Source organism: Rubinisphaera italica, from assembly GCF_007859715.1.
GTDB lineage: Bacteria > Planctomycetota > Planctomycetia > Planctomycetales > Planctomycetaceae > Rubinisphaera > Rubinisphaera italica.
Genome location: NZ_SJPG01000001.1, coordinates 1,824,447 through 1,849,239 on the forward strand (window position 1 = coordinate 1,824,447; position 24,793 = coordinate 1,849,239).

Below are 24,793 nucleotides of genomic sequence, written 5' to 3' on the forward strand. Positions count from 1 at the left end.
GATAATGTACCAAGATAAGTGGCGTCTGGAAGAGTTTGACCGGTTTGAATCCAGCGTTCTCAAAAGTGGTTTTGTATTTGTAGATCCATTGGTGGCATTTTCCAATCATTCATCGTAGACCGAAACACTCCCACATCTCCTTTCAGTTAGATTCCATCCATCTTTGGCAAAGCAATGTTCGGATCGCAGCTGTAAATCAGATCACTGCGACCATCCGGTCGGATGCAGCGGAGAACGAGAATGCCAGCTTCATTTCGTTCGACTTCGACGCGATCAACACACCAGTTTTGATCAGGGCCTTCCGGAACAAGGACCCAGTCCCGCGTAGTGGCCCTGTGAGCATCCCAGCCGTGAACGATTCTTGAGGACTTATCGACGAGTTGTGCATGATTGCGTCGGATGCGAAACGGAGCTTCGTATTGATGCTCTGCATTTTCGTTGGATTCGACCGTATCGGAGCGGAAATACTGAAGCAGTTGGAGGAGGCAAGAGTTGCTGCTCGAATAGCTCGACTCAAAGCAAACCGAGCATTGAGTTGTCAGACTTGCGAGAAGAATGTGGCTTAAGTGACGTCGTGGGAGAAGGAGATTAATGATTGGAATGAAGCAGATCGGTTTGATTAAAGAATCACAGAGTCGGAAGCAAAATGAAATTCACGACCGAATCCGGTACTAATCGACTAATGGTCATAATGGTCAAAGTGACGAGAAATCGCGAGAAAAACTCCAGAATGTTGTGACAAACAGCACGGCACGAAGCGTCCAGCCCAAATCTGGTATTTCTCAATAACTTAGGTATTGTCTTGATATCGAATTAAGAATCACAGATCATATTCGTTTCAACGAAGGATCTTTGAAACTTATCTCTTTGAAAGACAAGCCGCCATGCATACCGACAGCCTCAGACCTCTTGCTCTCTGGTGTTATTTTGTTTTTCTTGCCTGGGCCATTCACAGTAATGCCTTGCCGGCCGCAGAACCCAATAAGCAGTCCAGCGCCGAGGAAGAAAGTCGCCTCGAAAATCTGGAATTCCGAGCAGCGATCTGTGCTCACCACCTCAGCTCCGGTCTATGGGTTGTAGGACGCGATTATCAGCGAACTCCGGAGGAAGTGATCGCGCAGGACATTGCTCCTTTTCGGTATTTTGGATGGTCGTCTGATTTCAAATACGAAGTGGATGAGAAACAACGACTGGTTACTGTGACAGCTCCCGGTGCCACACCGCGCAGTGCGCGATACACCGGTGATCAAGGCAGTACCATTCTTCCTCGTGATAAAACGGATGTTTCCTACAAACCCATAAGTGTACCACGTAATTTGCCCGATGCTGCCAGTCAGGCTTGGCCTATGGGCGATTTGGGAGCGACCGAGTCTGTTTCCGGTGTAGATACGGAAGCCGTTGCGGAGGCACTCGACTGGGCCATGGAGCAGAATGAGCAAAACACAAGAGCCTTCGTGGTCGCGTACCGAGGCAAGATTATTGGCGAACGTTACGCACCCGGCTGGACAAAGGACACTCCACAGATCAGTTGGTCGGAGGGCAAGAGCATTACTGCGACACTGATTGGAATTCTGATCCATCGCGGACTACTCACTCTCGATCAACCAGCTCCCATCAAGGAGTGGCAGGGCATAGACGACCCACGTCGTGAAATCCGCATCCGGGACCTATTGAATATGAGTAGTGGCTTGGACTTCACAAATCTCAGCTTCAAAGGGCCCGAAACGTTAATCTCCAAAAACGAACATATGCGGGTTTACTTCGACTCCCTCAACGTGCTGGAACATGCCGTCAATCAACCATTAAAAGTGCCCCCTGGAACGCGGTACTCATACTTAAACAGTGACCCCTTGAGCCTCGGCCGTATCATTCGCGACACAGTCGAGTCACAAGGCGAGGACTATCTCACATTTCCTCAGCGGGCTCTGTTCGACCAGATTGGTGCTCGCAGCGTGGTACTGGAAACAGACGCTTGGGGAAATTTCATCATGTGTGGATACGACTACGTCTCCGCTCGAGACTGGACCCGGTTTGGATTACTCTACCTGAACGATGGTGTGTGGCAGGGGGAGCGGATCCTGCCCGAAGGCTGGACAAATTTCGTCGCGACACCTGCACCAGCCGACGACAAAAAGAACTACGGTGGAATGTTCTGGCTCAATCTCCCTCCCAGAATGGATCGCGTTCCCAAAGATGCATATTGGGCTGCAGGCTTCATGGGTCAGGTTACGATGGTGATCCCCTCCCACGATCTGGTTATCGTTCGTATGGGCCCCAGTTCTGGTGATGTTTACTCCTATCTGAATGAAGTCATTGCCAGAATTATCGAAGCATTACCGGAGAAATGAACAGGGCCTTTAACATCAATAAAAGAGTTGCTTGGAATGGGGATTTTGATTTTCCGATCACTGGGAAATCATACTCACTCTTTGTCAAAAGAGGACCACCATGCTCTTTCTCGGTATCGATCAACATGCACGACAACTGATCATCTTCTTGAGGGATGGTCCACTGAGGAAACATCATGCGAACGCTCTCAATCACTCTGATCTGCTGCCTCACACTGCTGTTGCTCTTTCTAGCGTCTGCAGTATCGGCAGCCGCTCAGCCGCGTCAACCGCATGTGGTGATAATTCTCGCTGACGACATGGGCTTGGGAGATGTCACCGCCCTCAATAAATATAGCCAAATCCCAACTCCCAATCTCGACAAGCTCGCCCGGCAGAGTCTGGTCTTTACCGATGCCCATGCCGCGGGCTCCTATTGCGTCCCTTCTCGTTACGGTCTTCTCACAGGGCGATACATGTGGCGAACCCGTCTGGGATCTGGGGGCAACCTCGCGAATTTCGCAGGTACGCTGATCGAGCCTGGCCGCAAGACCATCGCAAATCTGCTGCAGAACGCAGGCTATTTCACTGGTCTGGTCGGAAAGTGGCACCAAGGGCTCGACTGGAAGCTGCACGATGAAAGCGAGCGGGAACAGATTCGCGTCGATCCCAATTACCAGAACTTCAACAATATCGATTTCGCCTCTCCCGCAATGAAAGGGCCCAAAGACTACGGTTTCAATTACTCCTTCGGCACCGCCGGTTCCGCGGAGATGAACCCGGCGGCCTTCATTGAGAACAACCGCATCACAGTCATTCCTACGATGACTTCCGCACAGGCCAAAGCTAAGCACGGTGAATGGTACGGCCGGGATGATAATATTGTGGCGGAAGGCTATACCATAGATAGGTTAGTGCCAACGCTTTCGAACAAAGCCTGCGAGTTTGTCGAGACTGCGGTTCGCACGAAACCCGATCAACCGTTTTTCCTGTACTACGCGATGACCACGCCCCATAATCCGATCGTTCCTCATAAGGAATTTGTGGGAAAAAGCAGTGCTGGCACCTACGGCGACTTCGTCGTCGAACTTGATTACCACGTCGGGGAGCTGCTCCAGAAGCTGGTCGATCTCGGCATCGTGGACAATACGCTTGTCATCTTCACCAGCGACAACGGTCCCGTGAATCGGACGAAAGGTTATTCCCAGCGTTGGGTTCGTGGCGATACCATGATCTACGGTCACGACAGCAACGGTCCTTGCTCTGGCTGGAAGGGAGGACTGGAAGAAGGGGGGCACCGCGTTCCGTTTCTCGTACGCTGGCCCGCAGTTATCAAGCCGGGCGAACAGTGTTCGACAACCATTGTCTTCAACGATGTTCTTCCCACACTGGCAGAAATACTTGACATCTCGCTCGATAATACAACCGCCGAAGATGGCGTTAGTTTTTATCAGGCACTCAAAGGCGAATCGAGGCCCGTTTCTTTCCACAAGGCGATCATCCACAATCACCACAATGGTACATTCGCAGTCCGCCGGGGGCCTTATAAGCTGATGATCCACGGACCCAATACGATCGACGAGGTCTTGAATGACAGCGTCCCCGTTTCGTTTACCTTGTATAATCTGGATCAGGATATCGAAGAAACCACCGATATTTCGAAACAGAATCCAGAGCAGATCAGGCAGATGCATGCTCTATTGAAGCAATATGTGAAAGCGAGCACGAGTAAGGGCAGCTGAAGATCTTGATGTAATTCATCGTGCCAGTTCCACCCTGACAGGCTGGGATGTTGCACACCTACCTTCCGTAACCTGCGCCGAGGCAGACAATAATGAAGATAAACAGACGAATCCAGCGAGTACAACCTGTCACACAGAGTCCCTTGATGTGTATTGAATCAAGAAAGTAGCAGTGCAATTGATTCTATCGATTTCCGTGAGAGTTTGCTCACGTACTTCTTCATAGGAAGGCAATCTCTTCCAGTAAACTTCCTCGATCTCATAAAGAGTGATACGTCGGAATAGAAAGGTACTTCGTGCTGCTATTTTACTTTCTCAGGTCAAGTTTTCTGGTCAATCGCATTTTTTGATCTCCTGTCATTGCAATTTAGTAGATCGTTTTGGCACAGAATACGCATAAGTGTCCCAGCCAGGAATCGAACCTGATCTTCGAGCTTCGCGGGCTCGTGTGCGAATCCGGCACACTCCCAGGACAAGTTTTTTCTCAGTACCTCACCAGGGAGTCGAACCCCGTCTTGTGGTTCCGAAGACCACCGTGCGTCCACCACACTCGCAAGGCTTATATTAGGTAGCCGACGACCAAACATCGCCGGCTAACTTCCGTATTTCAGTGGAGCGCCGTGGAATCGAACCCCGATCACCTGGTTGCAAGCCAAGTGTCTTCCCATTAGACCAGCGTCCCATTGTTCCTTAGAGGTCTATCCGGGAATCGAACCCGGTCTCCGTCCATACCACAGACGTGTGCCACCACAACACTTACAGACCAGTTGTCACAAGTGATGCCGGTTGGAATCGAACCAGCAAAATCGCCACGCTCAGGTACCGACGCTTGCGTTAGTCGATGACCGCTTTTCTTGTTTGTGTACCGGACGTATAAAAATAGCGGGTCCGGGGGTCGCACCCGGCAGTCCTGGCTTATGAGGCCTGGATGAGCACTGGCCCACCCGCGTCAAGTTGCAGGTCTCGGTATCGAGCCGAGCGCACCGGCCTTATGAAAGCCGATTGGACACCTGTCGCACCTGCAATGTTCAAGTAGCCAAGGCGAGAGTTGAACTCGCATATCCTTGCGGACACGACGTTCTGAGCGTCGCGCGTATACCAGTTCCGCCACTTGGCTGAGTTGTTGTTTCTCAGTGACCCGTATGGGAATCGAACCCATGTCGCGAGAATGAGGATCTCGCATCCTTGCCACTAGACGAACGGGCCATATTGTCAGTGCGTCGGGACGGAGTTGAACCGCCACAGCTCGGAAGCGGGTGGGTTACAGCCACTTGGGCTCGCCAATGCCCAGCCGACGCATATTGTTTTTCAAGGAGCACGGGAAGAAATCGCCTCATGCCAACTAATGTCTGCACCCCCGATCGGATTTGAACCGACGATCTCCTGCGTGACAGGCAGGCGAGCACTCCGCTGCTCCACGAGGGCGTATTGTCTTTTCAGTCCCCAGAGCAGGAGTTGCACCTGCCAGCATTCGAGTTGAGGCCAAGTCGCTAAATCGTCGTCCCTGCATAACCCTGTAAAGTCTTTTATTTTAGGGTTGCAGAGTCAATTCGGTTTGGTATTTTTGACCAGCTTTCTTTCGTTCCCTCTCAAAAGCTGGTCAAAAATGTTGCCGAAAAGTTCCCGTTCTGAACCGGATTTGTTCACTGTTTCGCTTAAAAAAGTGATTGATCTGGAGCATCCGCTCGTCAAACTGGCCGCTTTAATCGACTGGGATGCGATTCGTCGGGAAATTGAACCCGTTTTCTGTGACGACAATGGTCGACCGGCCACGGATGTGCGGGTTGTGATGGGATTGTTTTATCTGAAGTCCGCTTTCGACCAGAGTGATGAGCAACTCATCGAACGCTGGGTTGAGAACCCTTATTGGCAGTGGTTCTGCGGCTTCACTGTCATGCAGCACAAGCCGCCAATCGATCCCACCACGCTCTCCCGCTGGCGTTCGCGGCTCGGAGCCGAGCGTCTCGAAATTCTTCTGCAGCAAACGATTCACGTCGCCCGTCGCACAGGACAACTTCGCAAACCCCAGCTCGAAAAAATCAATATCGACACGACCGTCCAGCCCAAAGCAATCGCCTTTCCCACCGACGCGCGTTTGTATTTTAAAGCCGCCCGATCGCTGGTTCGATTGGCTCAAAATGCGGGAGTGGTATTGCGGCGATCGTACAAATTCACCAACAAAACTCTACTGGTGATGCAGGGACGTTACTCCCGTGCGAAGCACTACCGGCGCGCCCGCAAATGCGAACGCAAACTCCGTACGCACCTCGGCTGCCTTCTGCGAGATATGTCGCGGAAGTTGACCAGCATCACGAATTCGACGCACCGGGAAGCCCTTGAACAACTGCTGACAATCGCCTGGCAAATCTTCAAACAACAGCGAACCGACAGTCCGAAAGTCTACAGCGTCCACGAGCCGCACGTCGAGTGCATCGCCAAAGGGAAGGCGCATAAGAAGTATGAATTCGGCTGCAAAGTGAGTTTGGCGACCACGAACGCCAACAGCTTCATCGTCGGGGTACTCGCCCTGCATGGGAATCCCTTCGATGGCCACACGCTACAGCAGGCGATTGATCAGGTGGTGAAGATCACCGAGGTTGAGCCCGCACACATCATGGTTGATCGTGGCTATCGTGGCCATGATTATGAGGGATCGGGGAAGGTGCACGTAGCTGGACGGATCCCAAAAACAGCGACGCGGGCGTATCGGAAAATGCTCAAACGTCGCAGCGCGATTGAGCCAACAATTGGCCATCTCAAGAGCGATCACCGGATGGAGCGAAACTATTTGAAGGGTCGCGAAGGAGATCGCATCAATGCTCTGGTGAGTGCAATTGGCTACAACCTGCGCAAGCTCATGGCCGGGTTGGCCTGCGCTCAATTTTTACCCATCCTGGCCATCGACAAGCTGATAAATCAGTTATGTCAACTCATTCTTCCGAGACAAATCCCCAACAATAGGCAGTTTTTGACAAGCTCATTACGACACACATGAACAAATCAGATATCGAAACGTAAAATCTGGGTTATTCAGGGACGACTAAATCGGATGTCTTAACTGGGTATCTTGTTTCTATCAAAGTAGTCCCGAATGGAGTTGAACCATCGTTTCCTGGATGTGAACCAAGCGTCGTTGCCGTTGGACCACGGGACTGTGTTGAAAAGTTACTTCTTAAGACACCGACATCATCCTGATGAACGATGCGCCCATTTGTGTGAACGACGGATCGCTCGTAAGCACGCCCCCAAGGACTTGAACCCTGACCAACTGGTTTGGAATCAGATATGCTGCCATTACACCAGAGGCGTGTGTCGTATCAGCGGAAGCCGTGAGACTTGAACTCACAAGTCGCTTTCGCAACTACCTGTTTTCGAGACAGGCTCCTCATCCGGCCGGATGACTTCCGTACTTCAATCTGTGAGAGTTGGAATCGAACCAACGACCTCCTTATTCATAAATAATCTGACTTCCTCCTGCAGTAATCTGCTAACCCTGACGCTCTTCACTGATCAAGGTTCGCTTTGAAATACTCCGTTCGGGAATCGCACACGATCTGCGAACTTCAATGGCTCACGCCGCGACTACGCACCGGAGAGAGCGTCCAGTGGGAGTCGAACCCACACATCCGCCATGGCAAGGCAGTAGGCTGCCGCTACATCATGGACGCTTGATTGGTTACCGAGTTGTCAAAGATCAAAAGAGCACCGGAAGGGAATCGAACCCTCGTTGCCACATTACGAGTGCGGTGTCTTGCCGCTGGACTACCTGTGCTTATCCATTGCCGATCGTCGTATGGACCGTGTTGAGTTGTGAACGTACGTTGAGCGAGTAGTGGGCTGGGAGGCGCTCGAATCCTCGTCTGCGGTTCTTCAGACCGCTGCTAGGCCATCTCAGCTACCAGCCCATAGGTTATGTATAGGCACGAAAAAAGGCCCAGTGTCGCACGTGACACCGGACCTTATTGAAAGGCTTCAGGCAATAGCCTGGGTCACAAGCGCAGAGGGGACGGGCACATATTGGCCGATTGTTGGTCAGATCGCCCGTCACTTTTGGTGCCGCCAAGATAACTGTATGTAATCGTAAACATTGGAGAACTCTGTCTTGTCCTGTTCAGGTGATGTTGGTTGTCTGCGTGGTTAGACGCGAAATGCACAAAATGGTTCGCGCCATTTTGTCATCAATCAAAATATAATGCGCTTCGTGTGGTTTTTATTTCGAGAAACCCATGCTTTTCTGGAAGTATTTATAGATGCCACTGTCACATAAAGTCTTTGAGCGATGTATTTCTTCGATGATTGAGTGTGACAGTTCAATCATGGCTATCTGCAACATTTCATCTTGATGCTGGGGAGACCAACTCCTTTACCTTATGAATAACTCTGACTTCGACTGAAGCGGAGAATGGACCGGGGTAAGCGGTTTATCGAGACGGTCAAGCTGGAATACCTCAATAAGTGTATTGAGTTTGGCAAGAAGCATCTCGATGATCTGATGGACGAATTCGCGAGTTATTACAATACGAAGAGATCGCATATGGCACGGGTCCACCTGCCACCGATCCAAGAGGAATCTGAAGAAGTGGCGACAATTCCCATCGATCAGATTGAGGAGAGAAAAAACGTCGGCGGCTTGATCAAGTCGTTTGAGTGGAAGGTGGCTTGATCAGTCAGTCCATAACGTTCAACAGCTTCTGATGTGCCAATTCTCTCACACCGCTTCATGTAGGCGAAATTCTCAGCGTCTGAGCTTCCAACCTTGTAGTGGTATATCTCACTGGCTTTGGTATTATCCGGTGATCGTATTTTGAGTCACAGATCACATTCGTTGTACCGAAGACGGACGTTCCGTTTCTAGCATGAAGCTCCAGTATGTTCGATGACCGTCTTTTACTGCATAGTGATCGATACTTACAACTATGGAAACCAGATACTATGAAATATTTGAATCGTAAGATTCTTTTTGGCGTTGCCCTCATTTTTGCGAGCGATCATTATCGCGGTTCCGGCCGCAGCCGATGAACGTGTCACAGGTCGGGTCGAGGGAGGTGGCGGGGACATCGCTGCAGCCGACGTTACCCTTTGGGCAGCTGGGCTGGGTGCTCCCAAAAAACTCGGCGAGACGCAGACTACGGACGATGGAAGCTTCGAACTGAAGATTCCCGACGACTGGAATGAAGATGGCGTGCTATAAATCATCGTCAGGGGGCCTATCCCGCGATCACCTTGATGGCCACATTAGGGATCTATTCGCCAAAGCAAGTAACAATCAACAAACTTACCACCGTGACCCGCTTCCCGGCGAGCGACCCCGGCAAAGCCGTAGAAATCAAGGTCGGCTTCAGCCCACATGCCATTGCAATCGAAAGCCAGGGCAATGCCTGGGTCGGCAACCTCATTGGGCTTCCAGACACGTTGGAGAAAGTGGCTCTGGTCAAACAGAAGCTTGAACGCAAGGCCGAAGCCTTGGGAAGCCTTGGAAGGGGCGATGTCGGCTGATCAATTAGCAGCCAAGATGTGGATTAACCTCTGGAACATCATCAATGATTATCCCGGTGGTAATGTTTCAATGATTACTCCTGATGGCACGGCGCATGGCCCCTTTAACGCGGGCGGCGCTATCACTGGCCCGTGGGGGATCGCTATCGACGGCAATGACAATGTCTGGATTGCAAGTTCTACCAGCCATTCTGTGGCCCAACTTCGCGGCGTTCACCCCGAAACCTAATCCCCGGGCTTTAAGACTGGCGACCCGGTCACCCCATTCGAGGGCTACATCGGCGGGCTACAAATCATCGCGCCTATAGCTCTTGATGCCGCCGGAAATGTCTGGGATGGCAACAGCTTTCACGATACCAAAGCGGGATTCAGTAAAGCTCCGCCAGAAGCCCAGTCCACCATGTTCCCCGCCCACACTATGATACTAATCTATGGAGTGGCAAAACCTGTGCGCACACCACTCATCGGGCCTGTTCGAACCTGGAAGTAATACTCTGGCATCTAGTCACATATACACTTTTTTAGTAAGTGAATCTCATGAAACTCTCACAATTCGCAATGTCACTGCTCCTCATCCTTGCACCACTTTCGGCCCTGCAGTCTACGGGGGGCAATGACTGGCTGATTCGCATGCTCCAGGACTAACGCTGTCTCTTCAGATAGCATGTTGGTCTCAAGCAATACCACACCGCTTTTTATCCGAGGCCCGGGATGCTCCATCCGTCCCGATATGTTTGCGTAACCAGAGAAGTTGCTTCCGGACTATTGGTAAATGTTTGGTTGACGTGGTCCCAGTGAAGCCAGTCGTTGCTAACTCGATCGGCCATCGCACCAACCAACACAGCCTCGGTGAGTGGCCCTCCATGACTAAAATCGTCACATGATTTGCGGCCCTCGATAACGGCATCGACCCAATCGTGGTAGTGATCTTGTTTTGCCAAATGACTTTGATTCTTACCTACGGTCGACTTTGCTTCGGGTAATACAACCGGCATTCCCCCACGATAGTTTTTAAATATTGTCCCCGACTCACCAATCCAGCATGTGCCGGATTCCGGTAGCGATTCCACTCCAGTCGGTAATGGAATCCGGGTCGCGTCCGGTCGTTGATCACCGTCATGCCACGTCAGTTTGACTGTGTCGTCAGCCGTGATATCGCTCCCTGGGAAGACGAGTTCTACCTGCCGCTGCTTTCCCCAAAGTGGCCCAGTTGTGATTGGAGTCAACTGGCGTACTCGAAGTGGTGCGGTCAACTTCAATGCGTCAAAGCTGGTGTCGAAATGGTGACAACCCATGTCCCCCATTTCACCGACACCAAACCCATACCATGCACGCCACGTCCCTGGATGGTAGGTGTTGGCAAAATAAGGTCGAGGCGTTTGCACGCCTAGCCAAAGATCCCAATCCAAGTTAGCGGGAACGACCTGGCCACGGCCACTGATGTCGGTGTTTTTCGGCCACCAACTGAGTTTCTTATTCTCCCACAGGATCACTTCCTTGATCTTACCGATAACTCCACTGCGAATGAGTTCAACAGTGTGTCGACTCTCGATGCTTGAACGACCTTGATTTCCTAACTGCGTGACAACGCCCGCCTTGGCAGCCTCTTGTGTAATCACGCGGCATTCGTGCAACGTACTGGCCATAGGTTTTTGCAAGTAAATATGTTTTTTTTCACGGATCGCGGTGACGGCTGGTGCGGCGTGCATGTGATCCGGCGTGCCGATGGTAACGGCATCGAATTTGTCAGCATATTCAGCCAGTAAATTTCGCCAATCTCGATGTAGAGAGGCATCGGGATATTTTCGTGAGGCCACAGAGAGATTATTCGAGTCCACATCACACAATGCTGTAATATGAACTTTGGGATGTGACGCTACGCTTTCCATCGTCCGTCCGCCCATGCCACCCACACCAATACATGCAACTTGCAAACTCGACTTAAGTGAAGAACTGCGAACTATTGCAGGACAACCGATGACTCCGACAGTAGCAACAGCGGCGTTTTTCAGAAGCTGTCGGCGTGTGAGAGAAGGGCTGTTAATGTTTGAGGAAATTAGATTTGTCATAGCTTGCTCTTAAATAATGATGTTGTTTAATAGTTTAATCGAGTTAGGACACTTCAGCGAACCAATATGCCAACTTCCGTTGTTTATGCAAAAGTCTATTGACATCGATGAAAAAGCAATATCCCAAGTGAGGTGGTTTTCCTGTGGAGAAGGTATTACTTCCTGTTTTTACGGAAAGACCGCTATTTTCTTTCTCGGTATCGATCAGTACGCACAACAACTGATCATATCGCTAAGAAACTTTAGATGGTGATGTCCTGCTTGCTCGACTGGTCTCCACAGAGGACAAAGTAATATTTTACATTTCTTTCACCGACTCACGCAACGCAATGTTGAGTTATAGGAATCGTTCATTGCTGTCCTCGAAGACTGAGGGTTCAACGACTGGCTGATTCGTATGCTGCGAGTTTATCGCTGCCAAAAGGTGATCCTGATCCCACTCTGATAAGCAATAAACCCATACTGACTGTTAATGATCATGGAATAACAGAAAATAGAGCAGATACCTGGATTACTCACTCTGTATCAGGCCACTCAATGCGGCTTCGATCATTTCTATCTTTGCCAGACCACTTTTCAATGAGTCTGGAATCTTCTTCTGTCCCCAATAGGCTCCTGCCATTTGACCACAGTTTGCCCTCTGTTGTGTTTGCGCGTACGGCTCGCTCGTCAGGTCTCCACTCAGCTTTGCAAGATTTTGCAATTATTCGACCAGCTCACTCTGCGATGTGCTGAACTCAATGAATTAGTTACCGTAGGTCTGAATCCGCCTGAATCAGCATACGAGTTTTTCGATGCGGAATGTTTTGTTTTGACTCTTATGACAAGAATTCGTTAAAAAACTACAGAATGTCTTGAGAAATAGCACCCCACCATATCAAGTATTAAAAATATTGATTGGCCATATATTCGCCCCACCACGGCGAATGCTCAGCCAGGATATGCAAAGGGTATTAGACAAAAGTTTGGAGATTCATCTAATTCTGGGGATTCAGACACCGTAATAAATTTTTACACCCGACGGTTTCAATGGTACCAAGCTTGGGACGGGGTAGTCGGGAGCTTTGCCATACACAAACTGCTTACACGTTGGCTTGTTTTAGTCCCAGCATCCGATCGAGGGAATCTGCGGTCTGATAGATGAGGGCTTCGGGGAAATGCTGATAGGCATGAAAGTACTCGAACGTCAAATAACCATCGTAATTAACCTCTGCGAACGCTTCCAAGACCGCAGGCCAATTCGTTGTTCCATCCAGCAGTGGGCGGAACGATTCCAATGAATGATCCGTTCCATTCTTGGTGTATTCTTTCAAGTGAACGTTCTTGATTCGTTTGCCGAGAATTGGAATCCAATGTTCGGGGAATTGGTATTCCATGATGTTCCCAGTGTCAAAGTGAGCTTGGACATACTGGCTTGAGAAGCTGTCGATAAACTCGACCATTTCCATCGGCGAAAGTAAGAAGCCATTGAAGAAGATGTTCTCGATATTCAGATGAACCTTTAACTTCTCAGCCTTCGGGAGTAGCCGACGAATTGCCTCGCGAGCGCGTTTGTCGCAGACATCATTTGGCGTTGGATCGTGATCTGCCCGCCACGGCATGTGTACCGCTCCGGGAACAACAAGCAGGTTATCAGTACCCAGATCGTGTGCTGCTTGCGTCATTTTAGCAGCCAGTTCCATTCCGCGCGCACGTTCCGCAGGATCGTTGCTCGTCAGAGGGTAGGGCCAAAAGAGGAACGAGCAAAGACCACTGATCTCGATGCCAATTTCATCCGCCATCCGACGGATGGCTGTAAACTCTTTCGTGTCCGATTTGGGAGACAGGTCACTTTCGAGATCATAATTCAGCTCAATTCCGTCAAAGCCTGCGTCCTTGGCAAGCTGGAGGCATTGCTTCAGAGTCATCTTGTCGGGATATGGAAACGCCCAAAGGTTGATCGATTTTTTCATCGAATACTTGGGACGCTTCACGGCGAGAGAGTCTTGGGCTAATGATTCATTCCCATTGCCTGAGGCGACAAAGGCAGCACCACCAAAAGCTGCATAAGCCAAAAGTTCACGTCGTTTAAGAGAATCAGGATTCATAGATGCTTCCTTTTCTAAGCTCTGCAATGTCACCTTTGAGCATGAGTTGTATCATCTGTTGCAGTCGACGACGATAACACCGCACATAAGATGCTCGCATATAATATGTACCAAGTAGAAGTGTCCCATTACCAGGCGAGTTCCTGTTGCGTTAAGTGCTGAGCGTGGTTGGGATCGGTGCAGCGAAGTGTTAACTGCATTCCAGTCGCGGTCAGGGCAGCGTCCACCCAGCCGATGGGACTGGTCTCGTTGAAGGCGTAGCCAATCGGTGGGAGGTTGATCAGGTGCAGGCCGCTATCTCGCTGTTTCACACTCCAGCTATGTGTATGACCGAAGACGTAAGCTTTGACATGTGGCAGCGATTCAAGCAACTCGAACAGAGCCAGTGAATCCTGTAGACCTGTCACACGGGCATCTTCGCGAGCGTCGAACTGCGGGTTGTGATGCCCAAGTACGATTGCGGGTTTTTCGCGATTCGCCTTCAATGCTGAACTAAGCCAGTCGAGTTGCTGGGCGCCGATTTCGCCTGTGACGTTATTGACCTTTTGCAACGTATCCGTCAGAAACCAATTGGCGTGTTTCGTTTCGATCCGAGAAACGTGCTTGCCTTCAACAGCTTGGGTTTCCTCATTGAGGCTTGCAAACTGTTTCAGAAACGCCGTGCGATCATCATGATTACCGAGTGCCATATGGAGTGGAATGTTCGCTGCTGGAAACGCCACCAACAGTGATGCCAGTGTTCGATAATCTTCAGGCAGACCAACGTTAAAGGCACAGTCGCCATCAATGAAAGCCTGTGCTGGTTGCTGCGGTTGAGCAATAACATCAGCGATCACCTTCTGCAGGTTAGCTGACATGACCGAACCGCGAACGACCTTCGTCGCGTCCGCATCGATGTGCGTGTCCGACAACAACGCCACATGCTCAGGGACATTTTGTTGCTTATCGTCGCCCAACACTTGTCCAAACGTCAGCATGCTCGCTCCAGCAACGAGCGACGTTTGCAGGAATTCGCGTCGATGAAGACGGGTGTAGTGAATCGGCATACTGAATTCCTTTACGAGATGGTTTCGATCACGATGGTGTATGATACAAATACAAACATCATTCTACTAGAATTCGTGACTGAGTGGCATCGTTTTGGGTTGTGAGATTACTTCTGGGATGCAAATGCTCACATTCCTTCAATAGCGATGAAAGAACTGCTTTGAGTAGCAATTGTGATTTCCCTATGGCTGGGGAATCATACTCACTCTTTCTCACAAGAGGACGACCATGCTCTTTCTCGGTATCGATCAACATTCACGATAACTGACCATCTCCGTCAGAGACCGGCAGGGCAATGTCCTGCTCGCTCATCAGGTCTCCACACGGCCAGCCAGGATTTTGCAATGCTTCAGATCGGTGGGATCCTGTTGTGTTTGACCGCATCTATTAAGAATTATACAGATTGTAATAATAGTCAAACCCCATCAATCCGTTGAAAATCTCAGGCTGGCCCGACCGAGTCGGTTAGGTCGAGGAACAAGAGATGCAGGCGAGATTCGGATTCAATTTGCTAAGTCTGGTTTGAGCACTGTACGGTCTACAGGATGACGATATCTTGCCAATTTTATTGACCCCAGCCTGAACGGCTGGGCTTAAAACTCGTCGTCTGAAGCGTGATTTAACAGAGAAGTGCTGAACGTATCGGTCTGTTGCGATTAGTGTTCTACTTAGGGTAATCTGTTATCACTATTGTCTCGCGAAAAACAATGAACAGGACTTAGCCATAACACCTGTACCGAAAGTTCTCTTTCTGAGGTCAAGCATGAATTCACTTTCGCCTTTACGTCAATTCTTGTTGGTGTTGTCACTGCTGTTGGTTTCCATCTGGAGTCCAGTATTCGCGGCGGAAGCAGGTCGCTGGAATCCCGTTTATAACGTGCCCCACCAACCATTGATTTCAGCGACAGAACGATTGATCGAAGCGACGAAGTTCGTTGGCGCTCCTATCTCGGATGCTGATCTCGAAAAGCTGAAAACGGTTCTCAAGCAGGATGATGAACTTGATGCCGTCGAGCAAATTCAGGAAATTCTCGATTCCTATTGCATCGCTTATGTGCACATCAATCCGGAAAGTCGCGTGAAGTCAGAAGAAGGGCCCGCGGAGAAGCAACTCGTTCAACAGGGTTGGCGAACATTTTTGGTCAAGGTGCATAATGAGGCGGGCATCAATCCAACGTTGGTCGCACAGAGTCCTCAGGCTCAACCCGTCTATATGAAAGGGCAGGGAGCTCGTCAACGACCAATGATTGAACAGGATCTTGTAACTTCTCAGGAATCCCGCTTGCGATTTCTCGATCTCAAAATGTTCGACAGCCAACCATTGCGAGCCAGGTTATCGGGACTGAATCTGGAATATCGGATCATTCAGCTTTACAGTCGTGATCAGGGACAGCGTGAAGCCACGCTCAGTTTTAATGTCGGGCAGGGAACTCAGGATCTGGGGTTCCGTGGCGATGTTCCAATTCTATTTGATTGCAAGCCATCTAAAGAAATCGTCCTGAATGTCACAGACCATGACGGCACTGCGACCATGGCTGCTTTCACGATCAAAGATGAAAACAATCGCGTCTATCCGAATCCTGCCCGTCGGCTTGCTCCAGATTTTTTCTTTCACGATCAGGTTTATCGGGAGACCGGAGAAGTCCTGCTTCTGCCTGCTGGAAATTACACTGTGGAAGTCAGTCGGGGGCCGGAATATCGGAAGCTCACCAGGCAACTGGTCGTAGCCGAGGATGAACCAAAGCAGCAATTTGACATCCAGCTAGAGCGCTGGATTCATCCGGCTTCCCGAAACTGGTTTTCAGGAGATCATCATGTTCATGCGGCTGGATGTGCCCATTACGATTCCCCCACTGAAGGCGTCGGCCCGGCAGACATGATGCGGCACATTCTGGGAGAAGACCTGAATGTCGGTTGTGTACTGAGTTGGGGACCGTGCTGGTACACTCAAAAACAGTTTTTCGAAGGTCAACCTTCCGATCTTTCCACCGATCGAAACCTCATGCGATACGATGTCGAAGTGAGTGGATTTCCCTCCTCTCATGCCGGCCATCTTTGTCTGCTCAGACTGATCGAAGATGATTATCCCGGAACGAAATCACTCGAGCAGTGGCCCAGTTGGACGTTGCCCGTTTTGCAGTGGACAAAGCGGCAGGGAGGAGTAGCCGGATACAGTCACAGCGGATGGGGATTGACGTTGCCGGATTATGACAAACAGGGAAATCGGATTCCCATCAAACGAATGTGGGGTGGTGCTCCAGAAGGCTGGCCGCATCAGGCAGCCGACAAACTGCCGGACTATGCCATGCCAGCATTCGATGGGATTGGTGCCAACGAATATATTATGACGGTTACCCACGATGCATGTGATTTTATCTCAGCTGTCGACACGCCTGCGATCTGGGAACTGAATATCTGGTATCACACCCTCAACTGCGGCTATCGCACGCGAATCTCCGGTGAGACCGATTTTCCCTGCATCTATGGCGAGCGGGTGGGACTCGGAAGAATCTATGTGAAGCTGGACGATGGTCAGGAACTCAGCTTTGATTCCTGGGTGCAGGGACTCAAAGCTGGGAGAAGTTACTGCGGAGATGGGCAGAGCCATCTGATGGATTTTCGTGTGAACGATGTCGCAGTGGGAGAACCCGGATCAGATGGTCAACTGAGCCAACTCAATTTGCCGGAATCCCAGCAGGTGAAAATCACTTGCGATGTCGCGGCCCTGTTGGAACAGAAGCCCCGTAATGACATTCGCGATCTCCGCCTCGATCAAAAACCGTACTGGCATATCGAGAGATGCCGTCTCGGGACGACTCAGGAAGTGCCGGTCGAATTGGTTATCAATGGAGAAGTGGTCGCCAGGAAAAACATTGTTGCCGATGGCAGTCTCACCCAGATTGAATTTGAAGCTCGCATTGAACATTCCAGTTGGGTTGCCTTGAGGATTTTGCCTTCCTGCCACACAAACCCTGTGTTTGTGGAAGTCGACAACTCGCCAATTCGGGCCAGCAAGCGCAGCGCGAAGTGGTGTCGCAAAGCGGTCGATGTTTGCTGGGAGGCAAAAAAGAATGGCATTCGAAAAGAAGACCATCAGGCTGCCGAAGCCGCCTACGAACACGCCCGTCAACAGTACGACAGGATTTATAAAAAAGCGTTCGATGACGAGTGAAAAGCAGAGTTGGTTTCCAATCCTTAATTTATCTGCGGGCTACCATGCTCTTTTTTCGTATTGATCAACATGCACGACAACTGACCATCTCCCTGAGAGACCCGCAGGGCAACTTCCTGCTCGTTCGACAGGTCTCCACACGGCCAGATAAAATTCTACAATTCTTAGACCACTTCGCCATTGATCAACATCTGATGGATGCCTGCTTCGTTGGCGATGAACAGGTGCAATCACAAGCTGGCAGATTCTATGGCGGCTGGATAACCAGCAAGATTGTCGGTCCGATCAAGGGGGAACCTGGAACTCATAGATGGTAGAAACCTAAAACGAAACCATGAGACATGAGCTTGCTCAATTCGATCTGTTTTTTGCTGTGCCAAAGAAACCGTTACAGTCGTGATATCAATTCCTTACAAAGGTCGCTCCAAGTCACATTGGTCTCATAGTCTCCTTAGTTCCTTGGGCTATTTCTTAAGGCAATTGTCTACTTTGGATGATCTCGTCTGCAAAGCTGGTCATTGCTGATTCGTTCGGCGTTTCAATGGCTTTGTAAATGCCCCAGGAGAATTTCTTTTCTCCATATGGTTTCCCGTTTTCAGGTAGCTTACGGAGTCCGAGCAAGAGTCCCCCTTCGTTAGGATGATCCACCCAACGATGGTTGTGGAATGCTTCAATGCTATTCAAACCGCGCATTTGCCTCCACATATAAACAAAACCGGCAGCTTGGAGTCGTTGACTTTGAACGGAGTAGTCGGTTGTGTTGAATCCCTGTTCCGAGAGGAGCACTCCTCGGATGTCACCGGTTGAGTTTCGCATTTTCGGTTGATGCATCCATCGATCCAATACAGCGATATTTTTGGGAGTGATTAGCGGTGTCTGAAAATCGTTAGTGACGCGTGTATCGTTCCATGCGTCTGGTTTGCGGAGATTCTGTGGATAAGGATGGAAGGCAATGCCCCATGCAAAATCCCCCTCGATCGAGCTGGATTCAACCAGACGTTCAAGCAAATCGATATTGGAGTAAGACTTCCAGGACGGATTGGCGGGAGTATTCCAATGGTGGGTCAGTGAGATGAATACGCGTGAGTGAGGATCGTGTCGGCGTGTCACATTATGCACTAACCGCATCGAACGGAGGTAGTGATCCATATAGACCATTGGTGGTTGCCAGCCCATATTGGTCCACTCCCAACCAAAGCCAACTTCATTGTGAACAATCCAGTTAGCAATACGCCCTTGAGGTAAGCTAGGAGCGGAGTAACGATGTGCCAAAAACTCGATCACTGCTTCATAGGCCGCAACACCGTCAGCCGTTGTAAAGTTTGGCATCGCATAATGTCCGGCACGATCCGCTTCGGGATGCACGATCATCTTGCCGAACTCACTGTTTGAGAAAGGAACCAGCAGGATACCACTGACTACGATCTCGTTCTCTGAGGCAAATCGTATCAATGTATCGTACTCAGCTAGACGTTTGAGGTTCACAAACCACTTGCGACCACCATGGTCAAATGGAATCCAACCCTGATGCGGAACTGAGTCCATAAAATGAGAAACGGAGATATTCACAGTGATATTGTGAACGCCAAGTTCTAACAACTCATTTAACGGAAAATGGGAACTGACACCCCCCATCCCCTTAATGCCTTTGGGAACCTGACGCGGCAGGGGCGTTGCAGCCGCGGCGGACAAGTCGGTCGCATATTTCCAGTGAGACAACAGCTTCCATTTATCGACTGGATCTGGTTCCGCGATCGCCCAACGTGAAATCGTGCGGTCTCTCCCGTCTTGAAAGCGCGGAAGCTGTATTTCAAACGTGTCCTTGGACTCCACTTCTCCCAGGTCGATGATTCCATTCTGCTGTTCGAGAAGCAACTCTCCATTTTGTATTGTCGCATGGGCAGCCATAGAGACTTCTGGAAGGATTTCAACCAGCCGAATCTTACTTTTCTTTTCAACGCTCCCTCGAATGACCACGCTCTGCTTGTCGATCTCAACAGAGTCGATAATGTTCAGATACTCCGTTTTATAAAATGTATTGATCCGCGACTCACTTGATAACTTACTCTTCTCTTCTTTTTCACGCTCGACCTGTGACTTCATTTCCTCGATATTGGGCTCCCGCAAATGGAGATTGCGAAGCCGAAATGTGACCCCAGGCAACCGCCCAAAGTCAATTCTCAGTTGATTGCTTGTAGCCGACCATTTCCCACCTGAAAGCAATTGGAGATCAATGGCATATGGTTGCCACGACTGGGACTTTTCCAGTCTCCCCGCTGAAAACTGTTTCGTAGCATTAATTGGAGGACCGTAATATACGGATAGTCCATCAACGTCTTTCAATGAAAAATACTCGAAGGCCAATACGGTTTGAGACTCTGTAACCTCTGTAGGGTCGAATCGCTGTAACACGATGAACGGATCTTCCCCCAATGTTGTGAGTTCGAATTCATCATCAGTCAGCTGCTTAACTATGAGCTGGTTTGATTTTTCAATATCGAGCTCCGTAGAAATCTTGCTTGCGGTTTGATCAGGCGGTGCGCCGCTGACAAGAGTTTCGAGTGGGGACTGAATCTGGCCAAGCCAGCTTGCAATGCTCCATAATAGTGCAAATAGACCAATGAGGTGAAATGCCAATGCGCCTCGGCTAGACTCCATACGATGAGTGACATCCGAAATACTGAAGTCTGTTTCGGATGGCTTAAGATTGGACCTGTCGTTTAATAGGCAAGTCCGTCTACGGCTTAGCATCATGGTTCCTCATCTCAAGGATTGCCCTGGCAAACGCCTCTCCCATTAGCGCGAACGTCTTGGCACACCCAAGGTAATGATAGCCGGCGTTTGATGCGCCACGAGTCCGTAACGCAACTTCTTCCGGGCTCACCAGTTTCGCCTCGTATTCCTTCAGGTAGGATTGCTGGTCCTCCTTGGACATCGAACCATCGGCGTTGGCGGCGTTCTTGTTCTGTGTCCTCAACAGATATGCCATCTGATTCACCTTTTCGTACTTCTCCTGGATAGCAGCTAACGGCTTGTCCCAAAACGGCGATGTCGGAATCGCGACGACATTCCCGCTGAATTCAGACAGTGTGGCCGGTGCGGCCATCGCTTCGCGAAACTCCAGATTCCCTTCATTCGCTTCTTCACCTCCAACGCCCATGACGCCGATGACGAACGGCATTTTCGGTGCGTCAAGGTCGTTGCGTACGTCCCGAATGAAGTCGGCCATCCATTCGCTATACTTGGCGAACCGATTGACCGAAGAGTCTTTCGGCAGTATCGGGTAGACGTCGCGGCTGACCATGTCGTTGAAACCCTGAAACCACACGAAACCGGCGATCTCATATCCTTGCTCGGGATCATAGTCTGGTACCACGCGACCGATATCGCCGAGCACGAGTTTAATGTGGTTCAACATCAGTCGGTAGTAGTGCCCCGAGCCGCTCTCTGGGCGACGCCCTTTTTTAATGTCATCCTGAGTTCGCGAGTACACTCCGGCACTCGGTGGGCGGAAGTCGTAGAAGAGGGACTTGCCACCCCAGGCCGTCTTGATGATGAGCACGGGCTCCTCAAAAGTCTCGTTCATAGTGATACCAAATGTGAACTCGGGACCGATCTTGCCGCCGTCCTCAGCAGGGTTCGGCCTCGATCCATAACCGGCAGTCAACTTACCAAACCCTTCACCGTTCTGCTCACCCCGTCCGGTGTAATAAGAGATCCATGCGCCGTCACAGACTCGCGGCTTGCCGTCTGTATCTCGCATCTTCTTCAGTAGGGGAGCGGTTGTCGGGTCGTCGCCGATGTAGTCGAATGTCTCGACCCTGGCGTGTCCCTCCATGTTGGACTGTCCGACGAGAATAAAGATCTTGAGTGGCTTGTCCGCGGCTGGAGTTGGCAATGTCAGTAACGACACCGTCAAAACAAACGAAAGCGAAAAAACGAAAGAGCTGCGAATTCTCGTCATGATGACATCTTTCGGAATGATCTGTTTAAGAGGGGGTGTGTTGGGAAGAAACAACGCCGAATGAAAGACATTGTAGCAGGGGTTTGATGACAACTGAGCATCAAACTGAGCTAGCCTATTCCATCAAAGAGGTGGATTCAATCGCCGGATCGTGACGTTCAGCACGCTCGCAATTCTGACCCACGTCAGATACGGCACCAATAAACCTCCGGCAGCTATGGGCTTTTTGAAGAAGAGAATCGTCGTTGCCAAAATCGACAGCCACAACATGATAATCTCCACAAATGCACCAGCCCGGCTGGTGCATTCCAAAGAAGATCCATGACCACACGATGTTCAGAAGTAGTTGAACGGCAAATAAAGACAGCGGCACTTTTACAGCCTTGATTTCCGACGGTTTCCTAAAACACTTTGATAAGCCGAATCTAGAGAAGTCGATAATCTGAAATTCACTGGATGAGTTTGAGACGGAGTCCGACTTCGGTGGATTGCCAAAACCGTTTGTACTGAAAGCAGTAGGAGATCACTCAGTTCATGCCAAGCCTGTTACCAACCGTCTCAAACAACAATCCAACTCTCCGGTTTCATTGGGCTACCTGTGGAGTTGGCGGGGTCCAATTGCCCTCAATGACCTGCCAGCCAGGCAGGTAGCAGCGAACAATGTAGTTCCAGCCTTCAGTGATTGGCAAGTAGTTCGTTGCCTTCGGATCTCCTCCGAAGTGGATTGTTACTGTGCCGTCCTCGTTGGGCTTAGATGTGATACCGTTGAATGAGTAGGCATTAAGATCGTTTGGTGTGAAGAAGCCATCATTGTTATAGACCGTAACTGACCAGAACGCCTGTACTGGAACATCCTTGGGCATCGTCAGTGTATATGCTGTTTTACCGTCATTCTTCTCTGGTGTGACGTTGAAATACATAGCCCCACGCTGTGGGTTGCCTCCCCAGCCGTAAGCAGCTCCAATCAGGTGCTGGGTGGGGTCGACTTCACCCCTGGGACCAAAGGCCTCTGGCACGCCGTCGAGTTTCGAGGCCAGTGCATTGAGTATCTTGCGGGTCTCAACAAGTGAGGCTTCGTCCCATTCCGGCAGTTCGAGTTTTCCAGGAGAATCCTGCTGAACTTGAATCGCATCCTGAAGTGCATGGGCCTTCTTCATGTCCTCCGAGCTGTTTGGATCGCAAAACGTGCGGATGAGTACCATCACGTACCGTGTGCCAACATTACCAATATTCAGTGTCACTTCACCGGCACCGTTCTTGAGCACAGGGTTGTACTCGTCCTGATCAATCACAAGAAGCGATTGAAATCGGTCTGGCGATTCCGGCTTGATGACCGTCACTGGCCCGGCTGCCAAGTCATAGACGCCGAACGAGTACAGCGTGTCACGATTTCCACGAATCGTCGTCTGGTTCTCGACCGAATACACTTCGCGAAAGTTCAACAACTTCCCCACTCCGCCAGCCTTGGCAGCGTAACCTTTGAACTGCATGTCGGTTTCAGCTCGGACATAGTTAAGCACATTGACTGGCTCACTGGCGAAAGCGGCGGTCGACATCACACAGAGAATCACAACTGGTATATGCTTTAGAAACGGCATCGGACACTCCTGAAGAACAGTGAATTATTAGAGAGGTTGTTGTTCAAGAGTTTACGTCATGTGCAAAGCAAAAGCGATGCTGTGAATCAAAATTTCGTGTTCTGTCGAGAACAAACGAAGGGCGATCCTTGGCTGTTAAGTTACGATATACCATAGAACGTGGAAACACTGGGGACTAAGCGTGTTTGTTCAGATCATGCACGAGACCTGAAACAACAATTAAGCTGCGGCTGGCGCTGCGTAAATGAACTTCAACCAGTAACGAGTCATGATGGCCCATGCTGGAATAATCAATGTTATCGCCAGACAGCCCAATAACAGGAGGGCTACTTGCGGGGCGAACGCCAAGTGAGGTACTGGACCCTCATTGGTCGGATAGATCAATGGAATCAAAAATCATTCTGTCCATGTCGCAGTAGCCCATATTAGAGAGAACATACCGAAAACATGTAGACCTACCAGTCCCTGAGTGGAATATGATCTAGCAGATGATTTTTGAATCAGGCTGTGAGAGTTGAGGGGATACGTTTCGCCCATGAGTACTTCTTCATATCCACTTAGGTGTTCAACTACCATATCATAAATTTTAGCACGCTCGCAAAATTGCCCCAAGTCAGATATGGCACCATCATGCTCCCGGCAAACGTGGACTTTTTGAAGAAGAGAATCATCGTCGTCGTAATCGCCAGCCACAAGACGATAATCTCAGTAAACGCCCATCCCGGTTGATGCATTCCAAAGAAGATCCACGACCAGGCAACATTCAGAATCATTCGAACGCCAAATGAAGTCAGAGGCAACTTAGCAGCCTTGAATCCTGCCTGTTGCCAAACAAGCCATGCCGCGATTGCCAACAGCACCGATCAATAGTATCGCAGACTGACCACACTCCGAAAAGAAGCCGATCACGACAATACTCAACTGATCAACAGGATCAGACATATCCTCAGACGACATAATCTGCAGTGGGAGTTACCCACCAAAACCTTCCCCACCACCCGGTCCATCCATTGCCTCTGCAACTGGAACTGCCGGAACTCGACCGTCTGGAGATGAACTATCTCTTGGAGGATCTGGCAGTGATCGAGGTTTAAAATACGAAGTTGAATAATCGAGCACAGATCTCGAAAGAGCAGGGGACTGAAATTCGGGACCAATTCCCTGAGCAGTGAAGACGATTGACTGACTATTCACGCTCCAAATGATAAACACTTGGCGTGCCGGGAACTTGGACAGAAAAAATCAGAATGTCGTGACAAACAACAGAGCTGTTTACTTCCGCAATAACAAG

General features: G+C 50.1%; 17 protein-coding genes, 11 tRNA genes and 2 pseudogenes. 9 read left to right on the forward strand and 21 right to left on the reverse strand.

The window, feature by feature from the left end; all coding sequences use genetic code 11:
- The first annotated feature begins 884 nt into the window (after window positions 1-884).
- Together Pan54_RS06730 and Pan54_RS06735 are read left to right on the forward strand one after the other, a co-directional pair.
- Window positions 885-2,348, forward strand: a complete 1,464-nt coding sequence (locus Pan54_RS06730; RefSeq protein ID WP_146502773.1) for a serine hydrolase domain-containing protein — start codon at window positions 885-887, stop codon at window positions 2,346-2,348.
- A 176-nt stretch (window positions 2,349-2,524) separates the two neighbouring features.
- On the forward strand, window positions 2,525-4,069 hold the full coding sequence (locus Pan54_RS06735) for a sulfatase family protein (protein WP_146502774.1): 1,545 nt from the start codon (window positions 2,525-2,527) through the stop codon (window positions 4,067-4,069).
- A gap of 611 nt (window positions 4,070-4,680) precedes the next feature.
- On the opposite strand, the gene Pan54_RS06740 is transcribed toward Pan54_RS06735, so the two are convergent.
- The 5 genes from Pan54_RS06740 to Pan54_RS06755 all read right to left on the reverse strand — a co-directional run bounded on the left by Pan54_RS06740 (window position 4,681) and on the right by Pan54_RS06755 (window position 5,494).
- Window positions 4,681-4,751 (reverse strand) — tRNA-Ala (locus Pan54_RS06740).
- Between the two features lie 351 nt (window positions 4,752-5,102).
- A tRNA-Leu gene (locus Pan54_RS06745) sits at window positions 5,103-5,186 on the reverse strand.
- 17 nt (window positions 5,187-5,203) lie between these two features.
- Window positions 5,204-5,275, reverse strand: a tRNA-Glu gene (locus Pan54_RS06750).
- A gap of 10 nt (window positions 5,276-5,285) precedes the next feature.
- Window positions 5,286-5,367 (reverse strand) — tRNA-Tyr (locus tag Pan54_RS25740).
- Between the two features lie 54 nt (window positions 5,368-5,421).
- Window positions 5,422-5,494 (reverse strand) — tRNA-Asp (locus Pan54_RS06755).
- 181 nt (window positions 5,495-5,675) lie between these two features.
- Here Pan54_RS06755 and Pan54_RS06760 point away from each other — a divergent pair.
- Window positions 5,676-6,977 (forward strand): annotated as a pseudogene (locus Pan54_RS06760) (IS5 family transposase); the annotation flags it as partial.
- Window positions 6,978-7,151: 174 nt separating this feature from the next.
- On the opposite strand, the gene Pan54_RS06765 reads toward Pan54_RS06760, so the two are convergent.
- From Pan54_RS06765 to Pan54_RS06785, 6 genes are all read right to left on the reverse strand, one after another.
- Window positions 7,152-7,223: transfer RNA gene (locus tag Pan54_RS06765), tRNA-Val, on the reverse strand.
- Between the two features lie 84 nt (window positions 7,224-7,307).
- Window positions 7,308-7,378 (reverse strand) — tRNA-Trp (locus Pan54_RS06770).
- A gap of 12 nt (window positions 7,379-7,390) precedes the next feature.
- A tRNA-Ser gene (locus tag Pan54_RS25745) sits at window positions 7,391-7,475 on the reverse strand.
- A 191-nt stretch (window positions 7,476-7,666) separates the two neighbouring features.
- Window positions 7,667-7,737: transfer RNA gene (locus Pan54_RS06775), tRNA-Gly, on the reverse strand.
- A gap of 33 nt (window positions 7,738-7,770) precedes the next feature.
- Window positions 7,771-7,841, reverse strand: a tRNA-Thr gene (locus Pan54_RS06780).
- Window positions 7,842-7,902: 61 nt separating this feature from the next.
- A tRNA-Phe gene (locus Pan54_RS06785) sits at window positions 7,903-7,974 on the reverse strand.
- Between the two features lie 497 nt (window positions 7,975-8,471).
- On the opposite strand from Pan54_RS06785, the gene Pan54_RS06790 reads away from it, so the two are divergent.
- The 4 genes from Pan54_RS06790 (at window position 8,472) to Pan54_RS06805 (ending at window position 9,794) form a co-directional block, all read left to right on the forward strand.
- Window positions 8,472-8,732 (forward strand): transposase, encoded by a 261-nt coding sequence (locus Pan54_RS06790; protein ID WP_146502776.1) that lies wholly within the window; start codon window positions 8,472-8,474, stop codon window positions 8,730-8,732.
- 297 nt (window positions 8,733-9,029) lie between these two features.
- Window positions 9,030-9,260, forward strand: coding sequence for a hypothetical protein (locus Pan54_RS06795; RefSeq protein ID WP_146502777.1), 231 nt, complete (start codon window positions 9,030-9,032; stop codon window positions 9,258-9,260).
- Between the two features lie 35 nt (window positions 9,261-9,295).
- Window positions 9,296-9,565, forward strand: coding sequence for a hypothetical protein (locus Pan54_RS06800; RefSeq protein ID WP_146502778.1), 270 nt, complete (start codon window positions 9,296-9,298; stop codon window positions 9,563-9,565).
- The gene (locus Pan54_RS06805) at window positions 9,555-9,794 is read left to right on the forward strand and encodes a hypothetical protein (protein WP_146502779.1); all 240 of its coding nucleotides are present in this window, start codon (window positions 9,555-9,557) and stop codon (window positions 9,792-9,794) included. Before Pan54_RS06800 ends, Pan54_RS06805 begins: the two co-directional genes overlap by 11 nt.
- 466 nt (window positions 9,795-10,260) lie before the next feature.
- On the opposite strand, the gene Pan54_RS06810 is transcribed toward Pan54_RS06805, so the two are convergent.
- The 4 genes from Pan54_RS06810 to Pan54_RS06825 form a co-directional block, all read right to left on the reverse strand.
- Window positions 10,261-11,634 carry a Gfo/Idh/MocA family oxidoreductase gene (locus Pan54_RS06810; RefSeq protein WP_146502780.1) on the reverse strand — a complete coding sequence of 458 codons (1,374 nt, stop codon included), beginning with the start codon at window positions 11,632-11,634 and terminating at the stop codon, window positions 10,261-10,263.
- Between the two features lie 511 nt (window positions 11,635-12,145).
- Entirely contained in the window at window positions 12,146-12,337 is a 192-nt protein-coding gene (locus Pan54_RS06815; RefSeq protein WP_146502781.1) for a hypothetical protein, read from the reverse strand.
- A gap of 379 nt (window positions 12,338-12,716) precedes the next feature.
- Window positions 12,717-13,721 carry a sugar phosphate isomerase/epimerase family protein gene (locus tag Pan54_RS06820; protein WP_207310065.1) on the reverse strand — a complete coding sequence of 335 codons (1,005 nt, stop codon included), beginning with the start codon at window positions 13,719-13,721 and terminating at the stop codon, window positions 12,717-12,719.
- A 128-nt stretch (window positions 13,722-13,849) separates the two neighbouring features.
- Complete coding sequence (locus tag Pan54_RS06825; protein ID WP_146502782.1) at window positions 13,850-14,767, reverse strand: metallophosphoesterase family protein; 918 nt, start codon at window positions 14,765-14,767, stop codon at window positions 13,850-13,852.
- Between the two features lie 764 nt (window positions 14,768-15,531).
- Between Pan54_RS06825 and Pan54_RS06830 the strand changes: the two genes are divergently transcribed.
- Complete coding sequence (locus tag Pan54_RS06830; protein ID WP_165441626.1) at window positions 15,532-17,940, forward strand: CehA/McbA family metallohydrolase; 2,409 nt, start codon at window positions 15,532-15,534, stop codon at window positions 17,938-17,940.
- A 182-nt stretch (window positions 17,941-18,122) separates the two neighbouring features.
- Window positions 18,123-18,257: pseudogene (locus tag Pan54_RS26915) on the forward strand (DUF427 domain-containing protein); the annotation flags it as partial.
- A 154-nt stretch (window positions 18,258-18,411) separates the two neighbouring features.
- Here Pan54_RS26915 and Pan54_RS06840 read toward each other — a convergent pair.
- The 6 genes from Pan54_RS06840 to Pan54_RS25750 all read right to left on the reverse strand — a co-directional run bounded on the left by Pan54_RS06840 (window position 18,412) and on the right by Pan54_RS25750 (window position 24,714).
- Window positions 18,412-20,598 carry a DUF5722 domain-containing protein gene (locus tag Pan54_RS06840; protein WP_146502784.1) on the reverse strand — a complete coding sequence of 729 codons (2,187 nt, stop codon included), beginning with the start codon at window positions 20,596-20,598 and terminating at the stop codon, window positions 18,412-18,414.
- A 79-nt stretch (window positions 20,599-20,677) separates the two neighbouring features.
- The gene (locus tag Pan54_RS06845; RefSeq protein ID WP_146502785.1) at window positions 20,678-21,904 is read right to left on the reverse strand and encodes a sialate O-acetylesterase; all 1,227 of its coding nucleotides are present in this window, start codon (window positions 21,902-21,904) and stop codon (window positions 20,678-20,680) included.
- A gap of 115 nt (window positions 21,905-22,019) precedes the next feature.
- Entirely contained in the window at window positions 22,020-22,277 is a 258-nt protein-coding gene (locus Pan54_RS26920; RefSeq protein WP_242631241.1) for a TspO/MBR family protein, read from the reverse strand.
- A gap of 211 nt (window positions 22,278-22,488) precedes the next feature.
- A complete protein-coding gene (locus tag Pan54_RS06855; RefSeq protein WP_242631242.1) occupies window positions 22,489-23,502 on the reverse strand; it encodes a DUF1214 domain-containing protein in 1,014 nt (337 codons plus the stop codon).
- 569 nt (window positions 23,503-24,071) lie between these two features.
- Window positions 24,072-24,362 (reverse strand): TspO/MBR family protein, encoded by a 291-nt coding sequence (locus Pan54_RS06860; RefSeq protein ID WP_146502786.1) that lies wholly within the window; start codon window positions 24,360-24,362, stop codon window positions 24,072-24,074.
- A gap of 112 nt (window positions 24,363-24,474) precedes the next feature.
- A complete protein-coding gene (locus tag Pan54_RS25750) occupies window positions 24,475-24,714 on the reverse strand; it encodes a hypothetical protein (protein WP_165441627.1) in 240 nt (79 codons plus the stop codon).
- Between the last annotated feature and the right edge of the window lie 79 nt (window positions 24,715-24,793).